Genomic DNA, 17,096 nt, shown 5'->3' with positions numbered 1-17,096 from the left:
ACCAGTCACGCGTGAAAGGAAACTGACCACCAGTGGTCGACGACAACCGTCCCGACGGCGACGAGCAGCCGGAGAGCACCGAAGCACAGGGCGCCCTGCGGATCGAGCCGATCGAGCTCGAAACCGAGATGCAGCGCTCGTACCTCGACTACGCGATGAGCGTGATCGTCAGCCGTGCACTGCCCGAGGTCCGCGACGGCCTCAAGCCGGTGCACCGACGCGTGCTCTACGCGATGTACGACGGCGGCTACCGGCCCGAGAAGGGCTACTACAAGTGCGCCCGCGTCGTCGGCGACGTGATGGGTAACTACCACCCGCACGGCGACACCTCGATCTACGACACCGTGGTCCGCCTGGCCCAGCCGTGGTCGCTGCGGATGCCGCTGGTGGACGGCAACGGCAACTTCGGCTCCCCGGGCAACGACCCGGCCGCGGCCATGCGCTACACCGAGTGCAAGATGATGCCGCTGGCCATGGAGATGATGCGCGACATCGACGAGGAGACCGTCGACTTCGCGCCCAACTACGACGGCCGCTCGCAGGAACCGACCGTCCTGCCCTCGCGCATCCCCAACCTGCTGATCAACGGTGCCACCGGCATCGCGGTCGGCATGGCCACCAACATCCCGCCGCACAACCTGCGCGAGGTGGCCTCCGGCGCGCTCTGGGCGCTGGAGCACCCGGACGCCTCCAACGAGGAGCTGCTGGAGGCCCTGATCGAGCGGATCAAGGGCCCCGACTTCCCGACCGGCGCGCTGATCGTCGGCCGCCGCGGCATCGAGGACGCGTACCGCACCGGGCGCGGCTCGATCACCATGCGCGCGGTGGTCGAGGTCGAGGAGATCCAGGGCCGCCAGTGCCTGGTGATCACCGAGCTGCCGTACCAGGTGAACCCGGACAACCTCGCGCTGAAGATCGCCGACCTGGTCAAGGACGGCAAGATCGCCGGTATCGCCGACGTCCGCGACGAGTCCTCGTCCCGCACCGGCCAGCGCCTGGTGATCGTGCTCAAGCGCGACGCCGTCGCCAAGGTCGTGCTGAACAACCTTTACAAGCACACCGACCTGCAGACCAACTTCGGCGCCAACATGCTGGCCCTGGTCGACGGCGTGCCGCGCACGCTCTCGCTGGACGCCTTCATCCGGCACTGGGTCAACCACCAGGTCGAGGTCATCATCCGCCGGACCACCTTCCGGCTGCGCAAGGCCGAGGAGCGGGCGCACATCCTGCGTGCGCTGCTGCGCGCCCTGGACGTGATCGACGAGGTCATCGCGCTGATCCGGGCCTCGGAGAGCGCGGACGCGGCCCGTACCGGCCTGATGGGACTGCTCTCCATCGACGAGCTGCAGGCCAACGCGATCCTGGAGATGCAGCTGCGCCGGCTGGCCGCCCTGGAGCGCCAGCGGATCACCGACGAGCACGACGAGCTGCAGCGCCGGATCGACGAGTACAACGTCATCCTGGGCTCGCCCGCCCGCCAGCGCGAGATCATCTCCGAGGAGCTCACCGCGATCGTCGAGAAGTACGGCGACGAGCGGCGCTCCACCCTGATCCCCTCCGACGGTGACTTCTCGATCGAGGACCTCATCGCCGAGGAGGACATCGTCGTCACGATCACCCGTGGCGGCTACGTCAAGCGCACCCGCAGCGACCTGTACCGCTCGCAGAAGCGCGGCGGCAAGGGCGTGCGCGGAGCGCAGCTGAAGCAGGACGACATCGTCGACCACTTCTTCGTGACGACGACGCACAACTGGATCCTGTTCTTCACCAACAAGGGCCGGGTCTACCGGGCCAAGGGCTACGAGCTGCCCGACGCGGGCCGGGACGCCCGCGGCCAGCACGTGGCGAACCTGCTGGCCTTCCAGCCGGAGGAGCACATCACCCAGGTGATGTCGGTCCGCACCTACGAGGACAAGCCGTACCTGGTCCTCGCCACCCGGGCCGGCCTGGTGAAGAAGTCCCCGCTGAAGGACTACGACTCGCCGCGCTCCGGCGGCCTGATCGCGATCAACCTCCGGCAGGACGAGGAGGGCCGGGACGACGAGCTGATCGGCGCCGAGCTGGTGTCCGCCGAGGACGACCTGCTGCTGGTCTCGAGGAAGGCGCAGTCGATCCGGTTCACCGCCACCGACGAGGCGCTGCGTCCGATGAGCCGGGCGACCTCGGGCGTGAAGGGCATGTCGTTCCGTGAGGACGACGAGCTGCTCTCGATGAACGTCATCCGTCCGGGGACTTACGTCTTCACCGCGACCGACGGCGGCTACGCGAAGCGCTCTTCGGTGGACGAGTACCGTGTCCAGGGACGCGGTGGCTTCGGTATCAAGGCGGCGAAGATCGTCGAGGGCCGCGGCTCGCTGGTCGGGGCGCTGGTGGTCGAGGAGACCGACGAGATCATGGCCATCACCCTGTCGGGTGGTGTGATCAGGACCAGGGTTTCGGAGGTCCGTGAAACCGGACGTGACACCATGGGCGTCCAACTGATCAACCTCGGGAAGCGCGACGCGGTGGTGGGCATGGCCCGCAACGCGGAGGCCGAGGACGAGGAGAGCTCGGAGGACGAGGACTCTGCGGAGACCTCGCCCCGGACTGAGGGAACCACGGCGGGTGGCCCGGCCGAGCAGGCCTGATCGCACGCCCGGCTGACCGGCGTCCGCCCACCCGGGGCGGACGCCGGTCGAGCGGTTCCCGGCCGAGGTGGCCGGGGCCGGACACGGAGTGACCAGGGCGGACCGCCGGCCTGGCGGTTGACTGCGGGAGGACCAGGGTGAGTGGAGCCACAGGTGCTGCGGGAGGGGCCCCGGGCGGCCTGCCGGGCGCCACACAGAGCGGGGCGCCGATCGGTGGCGTGCCGCAGCCGCCGGCGACTCCCCCGGCCGCGTCCACCTCGGTGATGCCGCCGGTCGGCGGGGCGCCGGGAGCGGCTCCGGACTCCCCCGGTGGTTTCTCGACGCCGACCACGTACGCCAAGGGCCAGCCGACCCCGGCCCGGGGCACCAAGACCGGCACCCCCTCCCCGCGCCGGCCCGGCACTTCTCCGGTTGCCACCGCCTCGTCGGGTGCGGCCGGTGCCCGGGTGCGCAAGGCCCGGCTGCGGCTCACCACGGTCGACCCGTGGTCGGTCATGAAGGTGGCCTTCCTGCTCTCCCTCGCCGTCGGCGTGATCATCATCGTGGCGACCGCGGTGCTCTGGATGACCCTGGACGGGCTGGGCGTCTTCGACTCCCTGGGGAGCACGCTGAAGGAGGCCACCGGCGCGGACACCTCGGGTGGCTTCAACCTGATGGACTACGTGGGCTTCGGCCGCGTGATGTTCTTCACCTTCCTGATCGCGGTGGTGGACGTGGTCCTGATGACCGCGCTGGCCACCCTCGCGGCGTTCGTCTACAACACGGCCGCGGGCTTCACCGGCGGCGTCGAACTGACGCTGGCGGAAGAGGACTGACACACCGTCGAACACACTCCGTCGGGTTGCCCCCGACCGGAATCGATGGGCCCTGGAGTCCGTTGGAATCTCCAGGGCCCACTGGCGTTCGAGTGACACCCCCGGCGACCCCGGCGTGCCGTCCGAGCCCGTGACGGCCGCCCTGGGTTAGCTGGCGGCCTGTCCTGGAGCGGGCCCCGCAGGCGACAGGGTGGGCTGTTACGGCTGGTCGGAGGCGTTCGATGGCTGAGGTGGCAACGCAACTCGTAGGCGCGGTGGAGGGGCTGCTGGGGGTGGGGCTCCCGCTCCGGGTGCGGGCCTGGGACGGCAGTGTGGCGGGCCCCGCAGGGGCTCCCGTGGTGGTGCTGCGCAACCGGCGCGCGGTGCGCCGGCTGATCTGGCAGCCGGGTGAGCTGGGCCTGGCCCGCGCCTATGTCTCGGGAGACCTCGACCTCGCCCCGGAGAGCGACATCTACGAGGCGCTGGCCGCGGTCGCCCACTTCGCCGAGCTGCCGCGGATCAACGGGCTCCGGCTGGGCGCGCGCGAGCTGTTCGGCCCCGCGGGGCGCCGTCTGTTGGGTGTCGCCGCCCGGACGGGGGTGATCGGCCTGCAGCCCGCCCCTCCGCCGGAGGAGGCCCACCAGCAGGGCCGGCTGCACAGCCGCAGCCGCGACCGTGCCGCCATCAGCCACCACTACGACGTCGGCAACGACTTCTACCGGCTGGTGCTGGGCCCCTCGCTGGTCTACTCCTGCGCCTACTGGACCCCGGAGGGCAAGAGCCTGGAGGACGCCCAGGAGGCCAAGCTCGACCTGATCTGCCGCAAGCTCGGCCTGCGGCCCGGGATGCGCCTGCTGGACGTCGGCTGCGGCTGGGGCTCGCTGCTGCTGCACGCGGCGAAGAACTACGGAGTCAGCGCGGTCGGCGTCTCCATCTCCAGGGAACAGGTCGACCGGGCCCGGGCACGGGCCGCGGAGGCCGGCCTGGCCGACCGGGTCGAGGTGCGCCTACAGGACTACCGGGAGATCCCCGACGGCCCGTTCGACGCCATCTCCAGCGTCGGCATGGCCGAACACGTGGGCTCCGCCCAGTACCTGCGCTACGCGCGCGGCCTGTACGAGCTGCTCGCCCCCGGCGGCCGGCTGCTCAACCACCAGATCGCCCGCCGCCCGGGCCGCCCCGGCGCGCCGTACGTGCCGAGCCCCTTCATCTCCTCCTACGTCTTCCCGGACGGCGAGCTCGCCCCGGTCGGCAGCACCGTCTCGCTGCTGGAGGAGGCCGGCTTCGAGGTGCGGGACGTCGAGTCGCTGCGCGAGCACTACGCACTCACCCTGCGCGACTGGGTGGCCAACCTGGAGACGCACTGGTCCGAGGCGGTCGGGCTGGTCGGCCGCGGCCGGGCCCGGGTCTGGCGCCTGTACATGGCTGCCTCGGCCCTCGCCTTCGAGGAGAACCGCATCGGGGTCAACCAGGTGCTCGCCGTCCGCACCACGCCCGGAGGGCTCAGTCACCTGCCCGCGACCCGCGAGGAGTGGCTCACCAGGATGCCTGCCACTACTGATTTGGGAGATCGGCCGTCGGTCCGCTAATCTTTCAGTGCGGCAAGGGCCTATAGCTCAGACGGTTAGAGCGCTTCCCTGATAAGGAAGAGGCCACAGGTTCAAGTCCTGTTAGGCCCACCGGCGCAGAAGGCCCGGAGTGGACATCCACTCCGGGCCTTCTGGCGTTCTCTCAACGGGCTCGTCCAACGGCATCGCGAGGAGCTCGAGAGCAACCCGGCCGAGTTGCGCAGCGGCCTGGCGCGACTCGGCGCCCGCCCGCCCCGGCGGCGGTGAGCGGCGCCCGGCTCCGTCAGGAATCGCCGCGTGCGCCTTGTGGGAGCGGGGCGGAGCGGTACGCCCAGGTGGGGCCGTGGACGGGTGTGTCGCCAGTCGGCCGGCCGGGGCGGGGCGGGGCGTCAATCAGGCCCGGAGATCGGGCGGTTGGACCTGGCGGGGGCCGCTCGGTCAGCCGTTACCGGTGTGTATCATCAGCCGCAAGGCGGTCTGCGACCCCGGCCGCTGGTTCGTGCTCGTACACCAGAGGACTCGCGAGCGATCTCTCCCGGGGGAGAGCCCTGCTGAGTCCACAAGCAAGCAAGAAGGACGAGGTCCCGCGGTGAAGAAGCTTCTCCTGGTCGCCCTGGTCGCCCTCGGCGGCTTCTTTGTCTACCGTCAGGTCCAGGCGGACCGCGCCGAGCAGGACCTGTGGACCGAGGCCACCGACCCGGTCCCGGCCGGCGCCCGCTGAGACACTGGACGATCTTCCAAACGGATGATCTTCCGGAGACCGGACGTGGTCTCCGGTGGGTGGGCCCCGGCCTCGACGGCCGGGGCCCACCCGCACTGTGTGGCTGCGGTACGGATCCCTGCTGAAGATTTCCGGCGGGACCGGGTAGGCTATGCGCAGCACACCGTACGGGGCTTTAGCTCAGTTGGTAGAGCGCTGCCTTTGCAAGGCAGATGTCAGGAGTTCGAATCTCCTAAGCTCCACCTGGAATCGGCCGCTGACCTGGGATCAGGTCAGCGGCCGTTTGGTGTTTTCGGTGGGGTCGGCGGTGATCCGCACGGGTTCCGCGTCCGGGTGGTGCGGGGTCAGTGCGGTTTGCGCGGGTCGTGCGGCTTGGGCCGGTCGTCGGGGGCGGGCTTGCCGGGCGTCGGGCCGGGCGTCGGGTCGGTGGGTTGGCCGTCGGGCTGGTCGGTGGCCTGTTCCCGCGGGCCCGAGCCGTTGAGCTGGGGTTCGGCGGTCGGTGCGCCGGCGGTGCTGCCGGGGGGTTCGACCAGCCATTCCGGGTTGCTCTGGCGGTGCCACCACTGCCAGGCGACCACGCCGGCGCCGATCGCCAGGCTGCCCGCGACGGCGAGGCCGGTGGTCCAGCCGCGTCGGCAGCGGGCGCTGCGCTTGGCGTTCCTGGCGGCGATCTCGGCGATCTCGGCGGAGCTGACGTTGCCGTGCAGGGCGGCCAGGGCGGCAGCGCCGCGGTTCTGTGCCTCCTGGGCGGCCGGGACGATGGTGGCGCGCGCGCCGCCGATGGCGTCGGAGACCCGGGGGGCGACGTTCGTCCTGGCGGCGTCGGCGGCCTTGCCGGCGGAATGGCGGGCGGCCAGGGCGGCCTCCTGGGCCCGGTGGACGGCCTTCAGGGCGTTCTGCTGGGCCTGCGGTGGCAGCGCGGAGAACGCCTGTTCCAGCTGCGGGGCGACGTGCTTGGTGTAGTGGGTGCGGGCGGCCTTGGTGGCGTGTGCGGCCTGGGCCCTGGCCTGGGTACCGGCCGAGCTGACCTTGGGGCCCAGCGCCTCCAGAGCGGGCCCGAGCCGGTGCTTGGCCTCGTCGGCGTAGTGCAGCGCGGTCACCTTGGCGGTGGTGGCATAGGGCGCCAGTGTGTCCCTGGTCCGGCCGGCCGTCTCACGAGTTGAGTGGGTCACGAGCTTCTCCTCCTGGGTGGCGTCCTTTATGCACATTTCCACCTGCTTGGAGATCATGCATTGGGTTTTGTCCCTCTGGCACGCCGGATTGGGCCGTACGCGGGTCATGGCCGGTCGCGGGCGGGGCGCCGGCATCGAGCCGGTGGAGTTCCCCCGCCGCCGGGGCCGGCCGGTTACGGTGCCCGCCGGTGTCCGACCGGCCGAAACGCTGGGAGGCGGGGTGCGTCGGCAGTAGCCTTGACGGTCCCGGCGGTACCCCGTTCTCGGCGGTGTCGCCGGGATCGCTCTTGAGGAGGGAAACCCCGGATGCTCCCGGACGAGTCGGCCCGACCACAGCCCGAGGCGGCCTCGGGCCTGTCCCGCTGCTATCGGCACCCCGAGCGGGAGACCGGCATCGCCTGCGCCCGCTGCGGGCGCGCGATCTGCCCGGAGTGCATGGTGAGTGCCTCGGTGGGCTTCCACTGCCCGGACTGTGTGCGGGGCACCCGCCAGGAGGCCGTGCGGACGCAGGCCCGCACCCGCTTCGGCGGTGTGCACGCCCAGGACGGCGTGCTGATCACCAAGATCCTCATCGGGATCAACGCCGCGGTCTTCCTGTTGACCGAGTACCTGCGCCCGGAGCTGAAGGAGACGCTCTCCCTGCACAGCCTGGTCCCGCCCTACTGGTTCCAGCCGTACGGCGTCGCGGCCGGGCCGGACCAGTGGTACCGGCTGGTGACCGCCGCCTTCGTGCACACCGGGCCGCTGCACCTGGTGATGAACATGGTCTCGCTCTGGGTGATCGGCCCCAACCTGGAGCGGATGCTGGGCCGGCTGCGCTTCACCGGCCTGTACGCCGTCTCGGGACTGGCGGGCAACGCCTTCGCGTACCTGGTCTCCGGGGGCAGCCTCTACTCGATGGGGGCCTCCGGGGCGATCTTCGGGCTGCTGGGAGCCACCGCGGTGCTGTTCCGGGCCACCAGGACGCCGCTGGCGCCGCTGATGGCGCTGCTGGTCTTCAACCTGGTGATCACCTTCTCGGTGCCGTACATCGACTGGCGCGCCCATGTCGGCGGCCTGGTGGCCGGGGCCGTCACCGGAGTGGGCCTGATGTACGCCCCTCGGGCGCACCGCGGCCTGGTACAGGGGTTGACGGTGGCCGGGATGCTCGGGCTCTGCGTGCTGCTCGTGGTGGTGGAGACGGCCCGGCTCGGGGTGTGAGCGGCGAGCCGCGCGGCGGTGGTGCGCCCGGTTGTCCACAGCGTGCACGGGGCTGTGCACAGCCCGTGTGGAGGACTGGCTGGGGATATCGCTTCTACGCGCGTCCAGCTGTGTCTTTATCGAGTCGCACGGACGCTTTCCACCGGGTGTGGGGCAGAAGTTATCCACAGGCTGGGGCGACTTTTCCCCAGTGTGGATAACTGTGTGGATAAACGTACGGTGCGATGGCCCGGGCCGAGTTGAGCGCAGGAAGCAGCACCGCTCCGGGTCGGAGCCCGAAGCGGTGCTGGAAACAGGTCAAATAGGACTTACTTCCACTGGGTGGAGACGCCGAAGCCGGCGGCGATGAATCCGAAACCGGCCAGAATGTTCCAGTTGCCCCAGCTCTGGACGGGCCAGGTGCCGCTGGTCACGTAGTAGGTGACGATCCACACCAGGCCGATCAGGAACAGCGCCAGCATCAGCGGTGCGACCCAGCTGCGTCCGGAGCTGATCTTCACCGTGGCCGTCGTCGGCGGGGTGTAGTCGGACTTCTTGCGGAGTCGAGACTTCGGCACGAGGGGTTCTCCTGTCGATGCGCTGTGACCGCGCAGGGTGCAGCGGGGCGGGCGGCGGTGGCGACCGGTCTGTGCGGGGGGAACGATCGGTCCGGACCTCCGCCAGACGAACCTGGGGACGTTCCGGACAGGGCGCTCCGCACATGCCACCTGCGTCCGTTAGCGTAGTGGCTCGCCGGGTCTGAGGGAGATAAGGGTACGGTGCCGAATTTCACGATTCCCCGGGGTTCCGGCGCTGCTCGCCGCCCCGGCACCCGAATTGTCGGACGCGCCCTGACCTGCACCGTTTTCGCCCTGGCCGGTCTGCTCTTCTACATCAGCGCGGAGACCGCCCACGGCACCGATCTGCGCACCGACAACTCGCTGCTGCGCATGAGCGACGTGATACGCCAGCGCAGCACCCAGAACCAGCAGCTCCAGGCGCAGCTGACCGATCTCCAGCACCGTGCCGACGTCCTCGCCAAGCAGCAGGCGGGCCCGTCCGACACGGGCCGTCTCGATCCGCTGCGCGGGGCCGCCGGGCTGGAGCCGCTGAAGGGCCCGGGCCTGGTCGTCACGCTCAACGACGCCCCACCGGACGCCACCGCGCGCATCCCGGGCGTCCCCGAGCCGGGGGTCAACGATCTGGTGATCCACCAGCAGGACATCCAGGCCGTGGTGAACGCGCTGTGGCGCGGGGGTGCGGAGGGCGTCCAGGTGATGGACCAGCGGCTCATCGCCACCAGTGCGGTCCGCTGCGTCGGCAACACCCTGCTGCTGCAGGGCCGGGTCTACTCGCCGCCGTACGTGATCAGGGCGGTCGGTCGCACCGACGCGCTGCGGGCGGCGGTCAACGCCGATCCGGCGATCGGCAACTACCTCAAGTACGTCGCCGCGTACGGGCTCGGCTGGAAGGTGCAGGAGAGCACCGGGCTGACCCTGCCGGGGTACGCGGGCAGTGTCGATCTGCACTCGGCGGACGGTTAGCGGGCGAATGGCCCGGGCGGTCGGCGGACGCCGGGGCGCGGAAGTGGACAAGTCCGGCGATGTGGCCTGTCCGGCGGGTGGTGCGGTCTAGTCTTGACACCGACCTGAACCCGAAGGAGCGGCATGTACGGCTGGATCTGGCGGCATCTGCCGGGAAACACCCTGGTCCGGTTGGTCCTCGCGGTGCTGCTCGTGCTCGGGGTGGTCTACGTCCTGTTCCAGTACGTCTTCCCGTGGGCCGAGCCGCTGCTGCCCTTCGGGAACGTCACGGTGGACCAAGGCGGAGCCGGCTGACCGGCCCCGCTCTCCCGCTCTTCCCCCCTGCCGGCCGGCAGGACCGCACTTCAGGAGTAGCGCGCGTATGACCTCCGCCGGAAGTTCGCCACGGATCCTCGTGGTGGACAACTACGACAGCTTCGTCTTCAACCTCGTCCAGTACCTGTACCAGCTGGGCGCCACCTGCGAGGTGGTGCGCAACGACGAGGTGACGGTCGAGCACGCGGTGCGCCGTGACGGCGAGTTGGGATTCGACGGGGTGCTGCTCTCCCCCGGGCCCGGGGCGCCGGAGGAGGCCGGGGTGTGCATCGAGATGGTGCGCCACTGCGCGTCGATCGGGCTGCCGGTCTTCGGGGTGTGCCTGGGCCTGCAGTCGATCGCGGTGGCGTACGGGGCGGTGGTCGGCCGGGCGCCGGAGCTGCTGCACGGCAAGGTCTCGCCGGTGACGCACGAGGACGGCGGGGTGTTCGCGGGGCTGCCCTCGCCGATGACCGCGACCAGGTACCACTCGCTCGCGGTGGAGCCGGCCACCGTCCCGGACCACCTGGTGGTCACCGCGCAGACCGACAGCGGCGTGATCATGGGGCTGCGGCACCGCGATCTCCTGGTCGAGGGCGTGCAGTTCCACCCGGAGTCGGTGCTCACCGAGGGCGGGCACCGGATGCTCGCCAACTGGCTGGCGGAGTGCGGCTTCCCGGAGGCGGTGCCCCGCTCGGCCGGGCTCGCCCCGGTGATCGGCCGGAGCTGACGGGGTGACGACGCTGCGCCCGGAGGGGGGCGCGCAGACCGGGGCGGGACCGGGGCGGGACGCGGACGCGGGCGAGTGGGGCGTCTACGAGCCGGCCCGCGAGTCCGCCTGGCCCCCTGCTGAACAGACACTGAAGCTTCGGCCGGTGCCCGGGGAGGACCCGGCCGGCCCGGACAGCGCCGCGCCCGGTTCCCGGGCAGAGCGGCGCCGCGCCGCGGGCCGCGCCGCGGCGCGCTCGGGCAGCGGACGGCGGCGGGCCGCTGGCCGGCCGAGCGGGCCGAAGCCCAGGCCCAAGGAGTCCAAGCAGGTGGTGCTCGGCCGGTTGGTCGGCGAACTGTTCATCACCCTCGGCGTGGTGATGCTGCTCTTCGTCGCCTACCAGCTGTGGTGGACCAACGTGCAGGCGGACGCCTCCGCCGACGGCACCCGCAGCAAGCTGGAACAGCAGTGGAGCAAGCCGCAGCCCACATCGACCCCGGGCGGTACGGACAAGCCCGCCGGGGCGTTCGAACCGGGCCAGGGCTTCGCGATCATCCACATCCCCAAGCTCGGCCTCACGTACCCGATCGCCGAGGGCACCGGGAAGCAGCAGGTGCTGGACAAGGGCCTGGTCGGGCACTACGTCGGCACCGCGATGCCCTCCGACAAGACCGGCAACTTCGCGGTCGCGGCGCACCGGACCACGCACGGTCAGCCGTTCCGGAAGATCGGGCAGCTGGTGCCGGGGGACAAGATCGTGGTGGAGACCGCGACCTCGTTCTACACGTACGAGGTGGCGGGCGGCATCCCGGAGACGCCGCCGTCCAACGTCACGGTGCTCCAGCCGGTGCCGAAGGGGTCGCCGTTCACCCAACCGGGTCGTTACCTCACGATGACGACGTGCACACCCGAGTTCAGTGCCCGGGGAAGGCTGATCGTGTTTGGCAAGATGGTCGAGGAACGGCCGCGGAGCCAGGGGCAGCCTCCTGCGCTGACCGGCGGTTAGGCACCCGTACCCGAGGGGCGAGGCGGCGTGGACATCGTGCTGGACGGACCCTCAGGACCCTCGGAGCCGTCGGGGCCCTGTGGACCTTCACGGGCCACCCGGCGGCGCGGGCGGCGCCGCCGGGTGGGCGCGGTGGCGGGCGTGGCCGGGGAACTGCTGATCACCGTCGGTCTGGTGCTTGCGCTGTTCGTCGGGTACTCGCTGTGGTGGACGGACCTGGTCGCCGACCGGCGGGCCGGGGTGCAGGCGGAGCGGCTGCGCGGCAGCTGGTCCGCCCCGCTGCTGCCCAGCACCTCGGCGCAGGCTCCTCCCCCGGTGTACCGGGCCGGGGACGGGGTGGGCTTCCTGCACCTGCCCGCACTCGGCCGGGACTACCAGGTGCTGATTCGGATGGGCACCGGCAGCGAGGTGCTCGACGAGGGCGTGGCCGGGGTCTACGAGGAGCCGTACCGGGCCGCGATGCCCTGGGAGGAGCAGGGGAACTTCGCCCTCGCCGCCCACCGGGACGGCCACGGCGCCAAGTTCCACGACCTCGACCGGCTCGCCGAGGGTGACCCGATCGTGGTCGAGACCAAGGACCGCTGGTACGTCTACCGGGTCGACGGCACGCTGCCGCGGACCTCGAAGTACGACACGGGCGTCATCGCCCCCGTCCCGGCCGGCTCCGGCCACACCGCTCCAGGCCGGTACATCACGCTGACCACCTGCACCCCGGTGTACACCTCCACGTATCGGATGGCGGTCTGGGGAAGCCTGGTGAGGGTGGATCAGGTGGACGCGAGGCGGACCCCGCCGGCGGAGCTGCGCTGAGGCGTGTGGCAGGAGGTGCGCGCGGGGTGCGCGCCTCGGTGCGCTCATCCGCAGAGGTGACGCGGCGTCAACCTGGGTCGTTGGAGGTTCGGCAGAACAGTGCCTGACGACGGGTTGAGGCGAGCGCCGATGAACCACGAAGCCGTACTTCTCGAATCCCGCACGATGCGCGGCAGCCTGGTGGAGCGCACCGAGGTGCTGGACAAGGTCCGGGCGCTGCGGTTGCTTCCGGACGGGGTGCATGTGACGCGGTCCATGGTGGCCACCTACTTCGAGGTGGACGAGGAGGCCGTCCGGACCCTGGTCCGCCGCCACCGCGAGGAGCTGACGGACAGCGGCATGGCACTGCTGAAGGGCGCTGACCTGCAGGATTTTCTAGGGGTCAATATGACCCCTAGAAAATCCCCGGGCCGCGGCCTGTTGGTCTTCCCCCGTCGGGCGGTGCTGAACGTGGCGATGCTGCTGCGGGACAGCGAGGTGGCGCGGCAGGTCCGCCGCCAGCTGCTCGACCTGGCCGAGGCCCCGGCCACCTGGCCGGAGGCGATGGTCGCGGAGATCGCCGAGCGGGCGGCGGCGGGGACGCGGGCGGAGCTGGCCGAGCTGCGCGAGGCTTACACACGCCTGGTCCGCCGGCTGGAGACGGAGCGGGCGCTGGTGGCCGCGATGAGCGTCCGGCTCGCGGACACGGTGGGCGAGGTGCGCACCCTGGGCGGCCGGATGGACATGCTGTGCGCCCTGAGCGGCGCCCCGGGGCCCGGCAGGCGGCGGCACCCGGGGTCGGGCAGGCGGTAGCGGGGCAACGCGAAGGGGGCCGCGGTGGCGGCCCCCTTCGGCGTGTGTGCGGTGATCAGTGGGTCTGACCCGGCGCGGTGGGGCTGTTGTTGCCCCGGGGGTCACCCGGCCTGGTCCAGAGCTGGATGGTGGTGCCCGGGTCGACCTGTCCGGTCGCCGGGTTGGCGTTCATCACGATGGCGTTCTCGTCCACCGGGCCCATGACCACCTGCGGGACCAGACCCGCTGCCTTCAGGGCGTCGAAGGCCGCCTTGTAGGTCTTGTTCACCAGGATTGGGACGGGCACCTTGTCGGGTTGCTTGTAGACGGTCAAGGTGACCCTGGCACCCTGGGCCGCCTTGCTGTTCCCCGGAGGGTCCTGGTCCGAGACGATGTTGACCTTGCTGGGGTCGGGGGCCGCCGTGTACTTGACGGCGACCGTGAAGCTGGCGCTCTCCAGGGCCTGGCGGGCCGCGTCGACCTGCTGGCCGATCACGCTGGGGACGTTGGTCTGCTGCTTGCCCGAGGAGACGACCAGGTCCACCGAGGTGCCCGGAGCGGCGTTGCCGGTGACCGACTGGGAGATGACCTTGTCCTGCGGGGTGCTGTCGTCGTTCTTGTAGGTCACGTTGCCGGCCGTGAAGCCCGCCTTCTGCAGGGCGGTCTTGGCGTCGTCCTGGGACTTGCCGGTGACGTCCGGGACGGGGACGGCGGCCGGGCCGCTGGAGAGGTGCACCTTGATCGGGGTGTTCACGTCGACCTGGGTGCCGGCGGCCGGGTCCTGCGTGCAGACCGCGTCCTTCTGGATGTTGTTGTCCGGGCAGGCCACGGCGTCGGCCGCGGTCACCTGGAGCTTGGGGCTCGCCGCGGCCGCGGCGGCCTGGGCGTCCTTCAGCGACTTGCCGACCAGGTTGGGCGCGGTGACCTTGGAGCCCGAGGTGTTGTTCGACTGGGTCATGGCGTCGACCACGAAGTACGCGCCGACCAGCACCAGCACGGCCGCGATCCCCAGGATGATCCAGGAGGTGCTGCCCTTCTTCGACTGGTCCTGGCGCCGGCCGCCCGACTCGTAGCCGTCGTCGCCGCCGTCCTGGTAGCCGTAGCCGGACTGCTGTCCGCCGACCGGGGCCATCATGGTGGTCGGCCCGGAACCGCCCTGCTGCGGGAGCAGGTTGGTCTGGCCGTACGGGTCGTGCTGGGCCTGGAAGCCCTGCTGGTCGTAGCCGTAGCCGGGGGCGCCCATGCCGAAGGCGGCGGCCTGCTGGGCGGCTGCGACCGGGAGGCCGTCGAGGAAGCGCTCGATGTCGTCGCGCATCTCGTCGGCGCTCTGGTAGCGGTAGTCGCGCTCCTTGGCGAGGGCCTTGAGCACGATCGCGTCGATCTCGGGGCGGACCTCGGGGTCGTACGAGGAGGGCGGCATGGCCTCCTCACGGACGTGCTGGTAGGCCACGGCGACCGGCGAGTCGCCGATGAACGGCGGGCGCACGGTGAGCAGTTCGTAGAGCAGGCAGCCGGTGGAGTAGAGGTCGGACCGGGCGTCGACGGTCTCGCCCTTGGCCTGCTCGGGGGAGAGGTACTGGGCGGTGCCGATGACGGCGGAGGTCTGGGTCATCGTCATGCCGGCGTCACCCATGGCACGGGCGATGCCGAAGTCCATGACCTTGACGTTGCCCTGGCGGGTGAGCATGACGTTGGCGGGCTTGATGTCGCGGTGGACGATGCCGGCCCGGTGGGAGTACTCCAGGGCCTGGAGGATGCCGATGGTCATCTCCAGGGCGCGCTCGGGCAGCAGGCGGCGGCCGGAGTGCAGCAGTTCGCGCAGGGTGGACCCCTCGACGTACTCCATCACGATGTACGGAATGGAGATGCCGTCGATGTAGTCCTCGCCGGTGTCGTAGACGGCGACGATGGCGGGGTGGTTCAGGGACGCCGCGGACTGGGCTTCGCGGCGGAAGCGGGCCTGGAACGACGGATCCCTGGCCATGTCGGCCCGGAGCGTCTTCACTGCGACGGAGCGGCCGAGTCGGGTGTCATGGGCGAGGTACACCTCGGCCATGCCGCCGCGTCCGAGGACGCCGCCGAGCTCGTACCTGCCGCCGAGGCGACGAGGCTCTTCCATAGTTCCGACCCTCTCCCTCACCTAGCTGGTGAGGATGTGACGTAGGTGTCCGCGCACGCTCTGTTGGACGCTGTCCGCCGTCGTGATGGTTCTGCGACGACGTGGGCGAGCGGCGGGCACACCCGCTGCTGCGGATACGCTACCGGTCCTGCCGGGACCTGCCGGGACAGGCGGCCGGCTGAGACCAGACCGGTATCGACCGGCCGCGTCCCATTGTGACAAGACCGCCACCCGTACAGCGGCCACTCTTCGGGTCCTACTTGTTGAGAACGGCCTCCATCACCGACTTGGCGATGGGCGCGGCGATGCTGCCGCCGCTGATCTCGTTGCTGGAGGCGGCGCCGTCCTCGACCACCACGGCGACCGCGACCTGCTGGCCGTCGGAGGCCTTGGCGTAGGAGACGAACCAGGCGAACGGCAGGCCGGAGTTGTCCTGGCCGTGCTGGGCGGTGCCGGTCTTGCCGCCGACCGTGACGCCGTCGATCTGGGCCTTCTGGCCGGTGCCGTTCTTGACCACGCTCTCCATCAGCTGCTGCAGCTTCTGCGCCGTCTCGGGCTTCATCGGCTGGCTGAACTGGTGCTCGGAGTGCGTGGAGACGGGGGTGAGGTTGGCCGAGCGCTCCTCGCTGACCAGGTACGGCTGCATCAGGGTGCCGTTGTTGGCGACGGCGGAGGCGACCATGGCCATCTGCAGCGGGGTGGCGCGGGTGTCGTGCTGGCCGATGGCGTCCATCGCGGTGCCGTCGGGGGTGGAGTTCTTGGGGAAGTAGCTGGCGGTGGCCCGGATCGGGATGTCGATCTTGTCGTTGTTGAAGCCGAACTTCTCGGCCTCGGCCCGCAGCTTGTCCCGGCCCAGGTCGGCGCCGATCTTGCCGTAGACGGTGTTGCAGGAGACCGCCATGGCGTCCCTGAGGGTGGCGCCCTCGCAGGGCTCGCCGTCGCTGTCGTTCTTCAGCTCGGTCTTGGTGCCGGGCAGGATGTACGGCTTCGGGGTGTCGGTCTTGTCGTCGGGCCCCTGGAACATGCCGTTCTCGAACGCGGCGGTGGCCGTCACCAGCTTGAAGGTCGAGCCGGGCGGATAGGTCTCCTTCAGCGCCCGGTTGAGCATCGGCTTGTTCGGGTCGCTCTGGAGCGCGGTCCAGGCCTTGCCGTCCGTGGCGGGGTCGCCGCCGGCGAAGGTGGACGGGTCGTACGAGGGGGTGGAGACCAGGGCGAGGATCGCGCCGGTCTTCGGGTCCAGGGCGACGGCGGCGCCCTTCTTGTTGCCCAGGCCGTCGAAGGCGGCCTTCTGCGCCTTGGGGTTGATCGTGGTGACCACGTCGCCGCCCTGCTTCTGCTTGCCCGTGAGCATGTCGAGGGTGTTGCGGAAGAACAGGCGGGAGTCGGTGCCGGAGAGGATGCCGTCCTCCAGCTTCTCCAACTGGGTGCTGTCGTAGGCCTGGGAGGAGTAGCCGGTGACCGGGGCGTACAGCGGACCGTCGATCCAGGCGCGCTTGTACTTGTAGCGCAGACCGTTGACGAAGTCGGACTTGGTGACCGGCTGCCCGGCCACGATGATGTTGCCGCGCGGGTAGGCGTAGCGGTCGTACTTGTTGCGGTCGTTGTGGCTGTTGCTCGCCCAGGCGTCGGCCTGGACGCCCTGGACCCAGTTGGTCCGGACCATCAGGGCGAGGATCAGGACCAAACAGAAGATCGAGACCCGTCGGATGGGCTTGTTCACTGGGCTCCTCGCCTCCTTCGTGCGGTCACTGGGGTTGATTCAACCGCATCTTTCTTTACGTC

15 protein-coding genes and 2 tRNA genes are annotated in these 17,096 nt (G+C 70.6%); 13 read left to right on the top strand and 4 right to left on the bottom strand.

The genetic code is table 11. The annotated features are described in order from the left end of the window. Positions 1–32: 32 nt before the first annotated feature. The 6 genes from gyrA (at position 33) to ABD369_RS26200 (ending at position 5,952) form a co-directional block, all read left to right on the top strand. The gene (gene gyrA / locus ABD369_RS26225) at positions 33–2,627 is read left to right on the top strand and encodes a DNA gyrase subunit A (RefSeq protein ID WP_425557776.1); all 2,595 of its coding nucleotides are present in this window, start codon (positions 33–35) and stop codon (positions 2,625–2,627) included. 218 nt (positions 2,628–2,845) lie between these two features. Then, positions 2,846–3,442, top strand: a complete 597-nt coding sequence (locus ABD369_RS26220; protein ID WP_344639004.1) for a DUF3566 domain-containing protein — start codon at positions 2,846–2,848, stop codon at positions 3,440–3,442. Between the two features lie 221 nt (positions 3,443–3,663). Continuing rightward, entirely contained in the window at positions 3,664–5,010 is a 1,347-nt protein-coding gene (locus ABD369_RS26215; RefSeq protein ID WP_344639003.1) for a class I SAM-dependent methyltransferase, read from the top strand. Between the two features lie 16 nt (positions 5,011–5,026). After that, a tRNA-Ile gene (locus ABD369_RS26210) sits at positions 5,027–5,100 on the top strand. A gap of 478 nt (positions 5,101–5,578) precedes the next feature. Beyond that, positions 5,579–5,710: a DLW-39 family protein gene (locus ABD369_RS26205; RefSeq protein WP_211785814.1), complete on the top strand. Its 132-nt coding sequence runs from the start codon at positions 5,579–5,581 to the stop codon at positions 5,708–5,710. A gap of 169 nt (positions 5,711–5,879) precedes the next feature. Then, a tRNA-Ala gene (locus ABD369_RS26200) sits at positions 5,880–5,952 on the top strand. Between the two features lie 102 nt (positions 5,953–6,054). On the opposite strand, the gene ABD369_RS26195 is transcribed toward ABD369_RS26200, so the two are convergent. Next, positions 6,055–6,939 carry a DUF5324 family protein gene (locus tag ABD369_RS26195; RefSeq protein ID WP_344639002.1) on the bottom strand — a complete coding sequence of 295 codons (885 nt, stop codon included), beginning with the start codon at positions 6,937–6,939 and terminating at the stop codon, positions 6,055–6,057. Positions 6,940–7,188: 249 nt separating this feature from the next. Between ABD369_RS26195 and ABD369_RS26190 the strand changes: the two genes are divergently transcribed. After that, positions 7,189–8,082 carry a rhomboid family intramembrane serine protease gene (locus ABD369_RS26190; RefSeq protein ID WP_344639001.1) on the top strand — a complete coding sequence of 298 codons (894 nt, stop codon included), beginning with the start codon at positions 7,189–7,191 and terminating at the stop codon, positions 8,080–8,082. 308 nt (positions 8,083–8,390) lie between these two features. On the opposite strand, the gene crgA is transcribed toward ABD369_RS26190, so the two are convergent. Continuing rightward, complete coding sequence (gene crgA, locus ABD369_RS26185; RefSeq protein ID WP_344639000.1) at positions 8,391–8,639, bottom strand: cell division protein CrgA; 249 nt, start codon at positions 8,637–8,639, stop codon at positions 8,391–8,393. 216 nt (positions 8,640–8,855) lie between these two features. Here crgA and ABD369_RS26180 point away from each other — a divergent pair, with 216 nt between their 5' ends. The 6 genes from ABD369_RS26180 (at position 8,856) to ABD369_RS26155 (ending at position 13,216) form a co-directional block, all read left to right on the top strand. Further along, positions 8,856–9,605, top strand: coding sequence for a DUF881 domain-containing protein (locus ABD369_RS26180; protein ID WP_344639051.1), 750 nt, complete (start codon positions 8,856–8,858; stop codon positions 9,603–9,605). Positions 9,606–9,728: 123 nt separating this feature from the next. Continuing rightward, positions 9,729–9,899, top strand: a complete 171-nt coding sequence (locus ABD369_RS26175; protein ID WP_344638999.1) for a hypothetical protein — start codon at positions 9,729–9,731, stop codon at positions 9,897–9,899. Between the two features lie 67 nt (positions 9,900–9,966). After that, positions 9,967–10,629: an aminodeoxychorismate/anthranilate synthase component II gene (locus ABD369_RS26170; RefSeq protein ID WP_344638998.1), complete on the top strand. Its 663-nt coding sequence runs from the start codon at positions 9,967–9,969 to the stop codon at positions 10,627–10,629. Positions 10,630–10,633: 4 nt separating this feature from the next. Continuing rightward, positions 10,634–11,614 carry a class E sortase gene (locus ABD369_RS26165; protein ID WP_344638997.1) on the top strand — a complete coding sequence of 327 codons (981 nt, stop codon included), beginning with the start codon at positions 10,634–10,636 and terminating at the stop codon, positions 11,612–11,614. Between the two features lie 33 nt (positions 11,615–11,647). After that, positions 11,648–12,424, top strand: coding sequence for a class E sortase (locus ABD369_RS26160; protein ID WP_425557784.1), 777 nt, complete (start codon positions 11,648–11,650; stop codon positions 12,422–12,424). A gap of 129 nt (positions 12,425–12,553) precedes the next feature. Next, positions 12,554–13,216 (top strand): hypothetical protein, encoded by a 663-nt coding sequence (locus ABD369_RS26155; protein WP_344638995.1) that lies wholly within the window; start codon positions 12,554–12,556, stop codon positions 13,214–13,216. A gap of 55 nt (positions 13,217–13,271) precedes the next feature. Here ABD369_RS26155 and pknB read toward each other — a convergent pair whose 3' ends face one another. Together pknB and ABD369_RS26145 are read right to left on the bottom strand one after the other, a co-directional pair. Further along, positions 13,272–15,314 carry a Stk1 family PASTA domain-containing Ser/Thr kinase gene (gene pknB / locus ABD369_RS26150; protein ID WP_344638994.1) on the bottom strand — a complete coding sequence of 681 codons (2,043 nt, stop codon included), beginning with the start codon at positions 15,312–15,314 and terminating at the stop codon, positions 13,272–13,274. 256 nt (positions 15,315–15,570) lie between these two features. Next, entirely contained in the window at positions 15,571–17,034 is a 1,464-nt protein-coding gene (locus ABD369_RS26145) for a peptidoglycan D,D-transpeptidase FtsI family protein (protein ID WP_344638993.1), read from the bottom strand. Positions 17,035–17,096: the final 62 nt, after the last annotated feature.

The sequence above is a fragment of the Kitasatospora cystarginea genome (genome assembly GCF_039533515.1).
GTDB lineage: Bacteria > Actinomycetota > Actinomycetes > Streptomycetales > Streptomycetaceae > Kitasatospora > Kitasatospora cystarginea.
Note: the sequence above shows the minus strand (reverse complement) of the source record. Positions and strands in the feature narration are given on the sequence as shown.

Coding starts and splice junctions, on each gene's coding strand:
- ABD369_RS26215 (WP_344639003.1), top strand. CDS start 3,664: ATGGCTGAGGTGGCAACGCAACTCGTAGGCGCGGTGGAGGGGCTGCTG.
- ABD369_RS26195 (WP_344639002.1), bottom strand. CDS start 6,939: ATGATCTCCAAGCAGGTGGAAATGTGCATAAAGGACGCCACCCAGGAG.
- ABD369_RS26190 (WP_344639001.1), top strand. CDS start 7,189: ATGCTCCCGGACGAGTCGGCCCGACCACAGCCCGAGGCGGCCTCGGGC.
- ABD369_RS26175 (WP_344638999.1), top strand. CDS start 9,729: ATGTACGGCTGGATCTGGCGGCATCTGCCGGGAAACACCCTGGTCCGG.
- ABD369_RS26170 (WP_344638998.1), top strand. CDS start 9,967: ATGACCTCCGCCGGAAGTTCGCCACGGATCCTCGTGGTGGACAACTAC.
- ABD369_RS26155 (WP_344638995.1), top strand. CDS start 12,554: ATGAACCACGAAGCCGTACTTCTCGAATCCCGCACGATGCGCGGCAGC.
- pknB (WP_344638994.1), bottom strand. CDS start 15,314: ATGGAAGAGCCTCGTCGCCTCGGCGGCAGGTACGAGCTCGGCGGCGTC.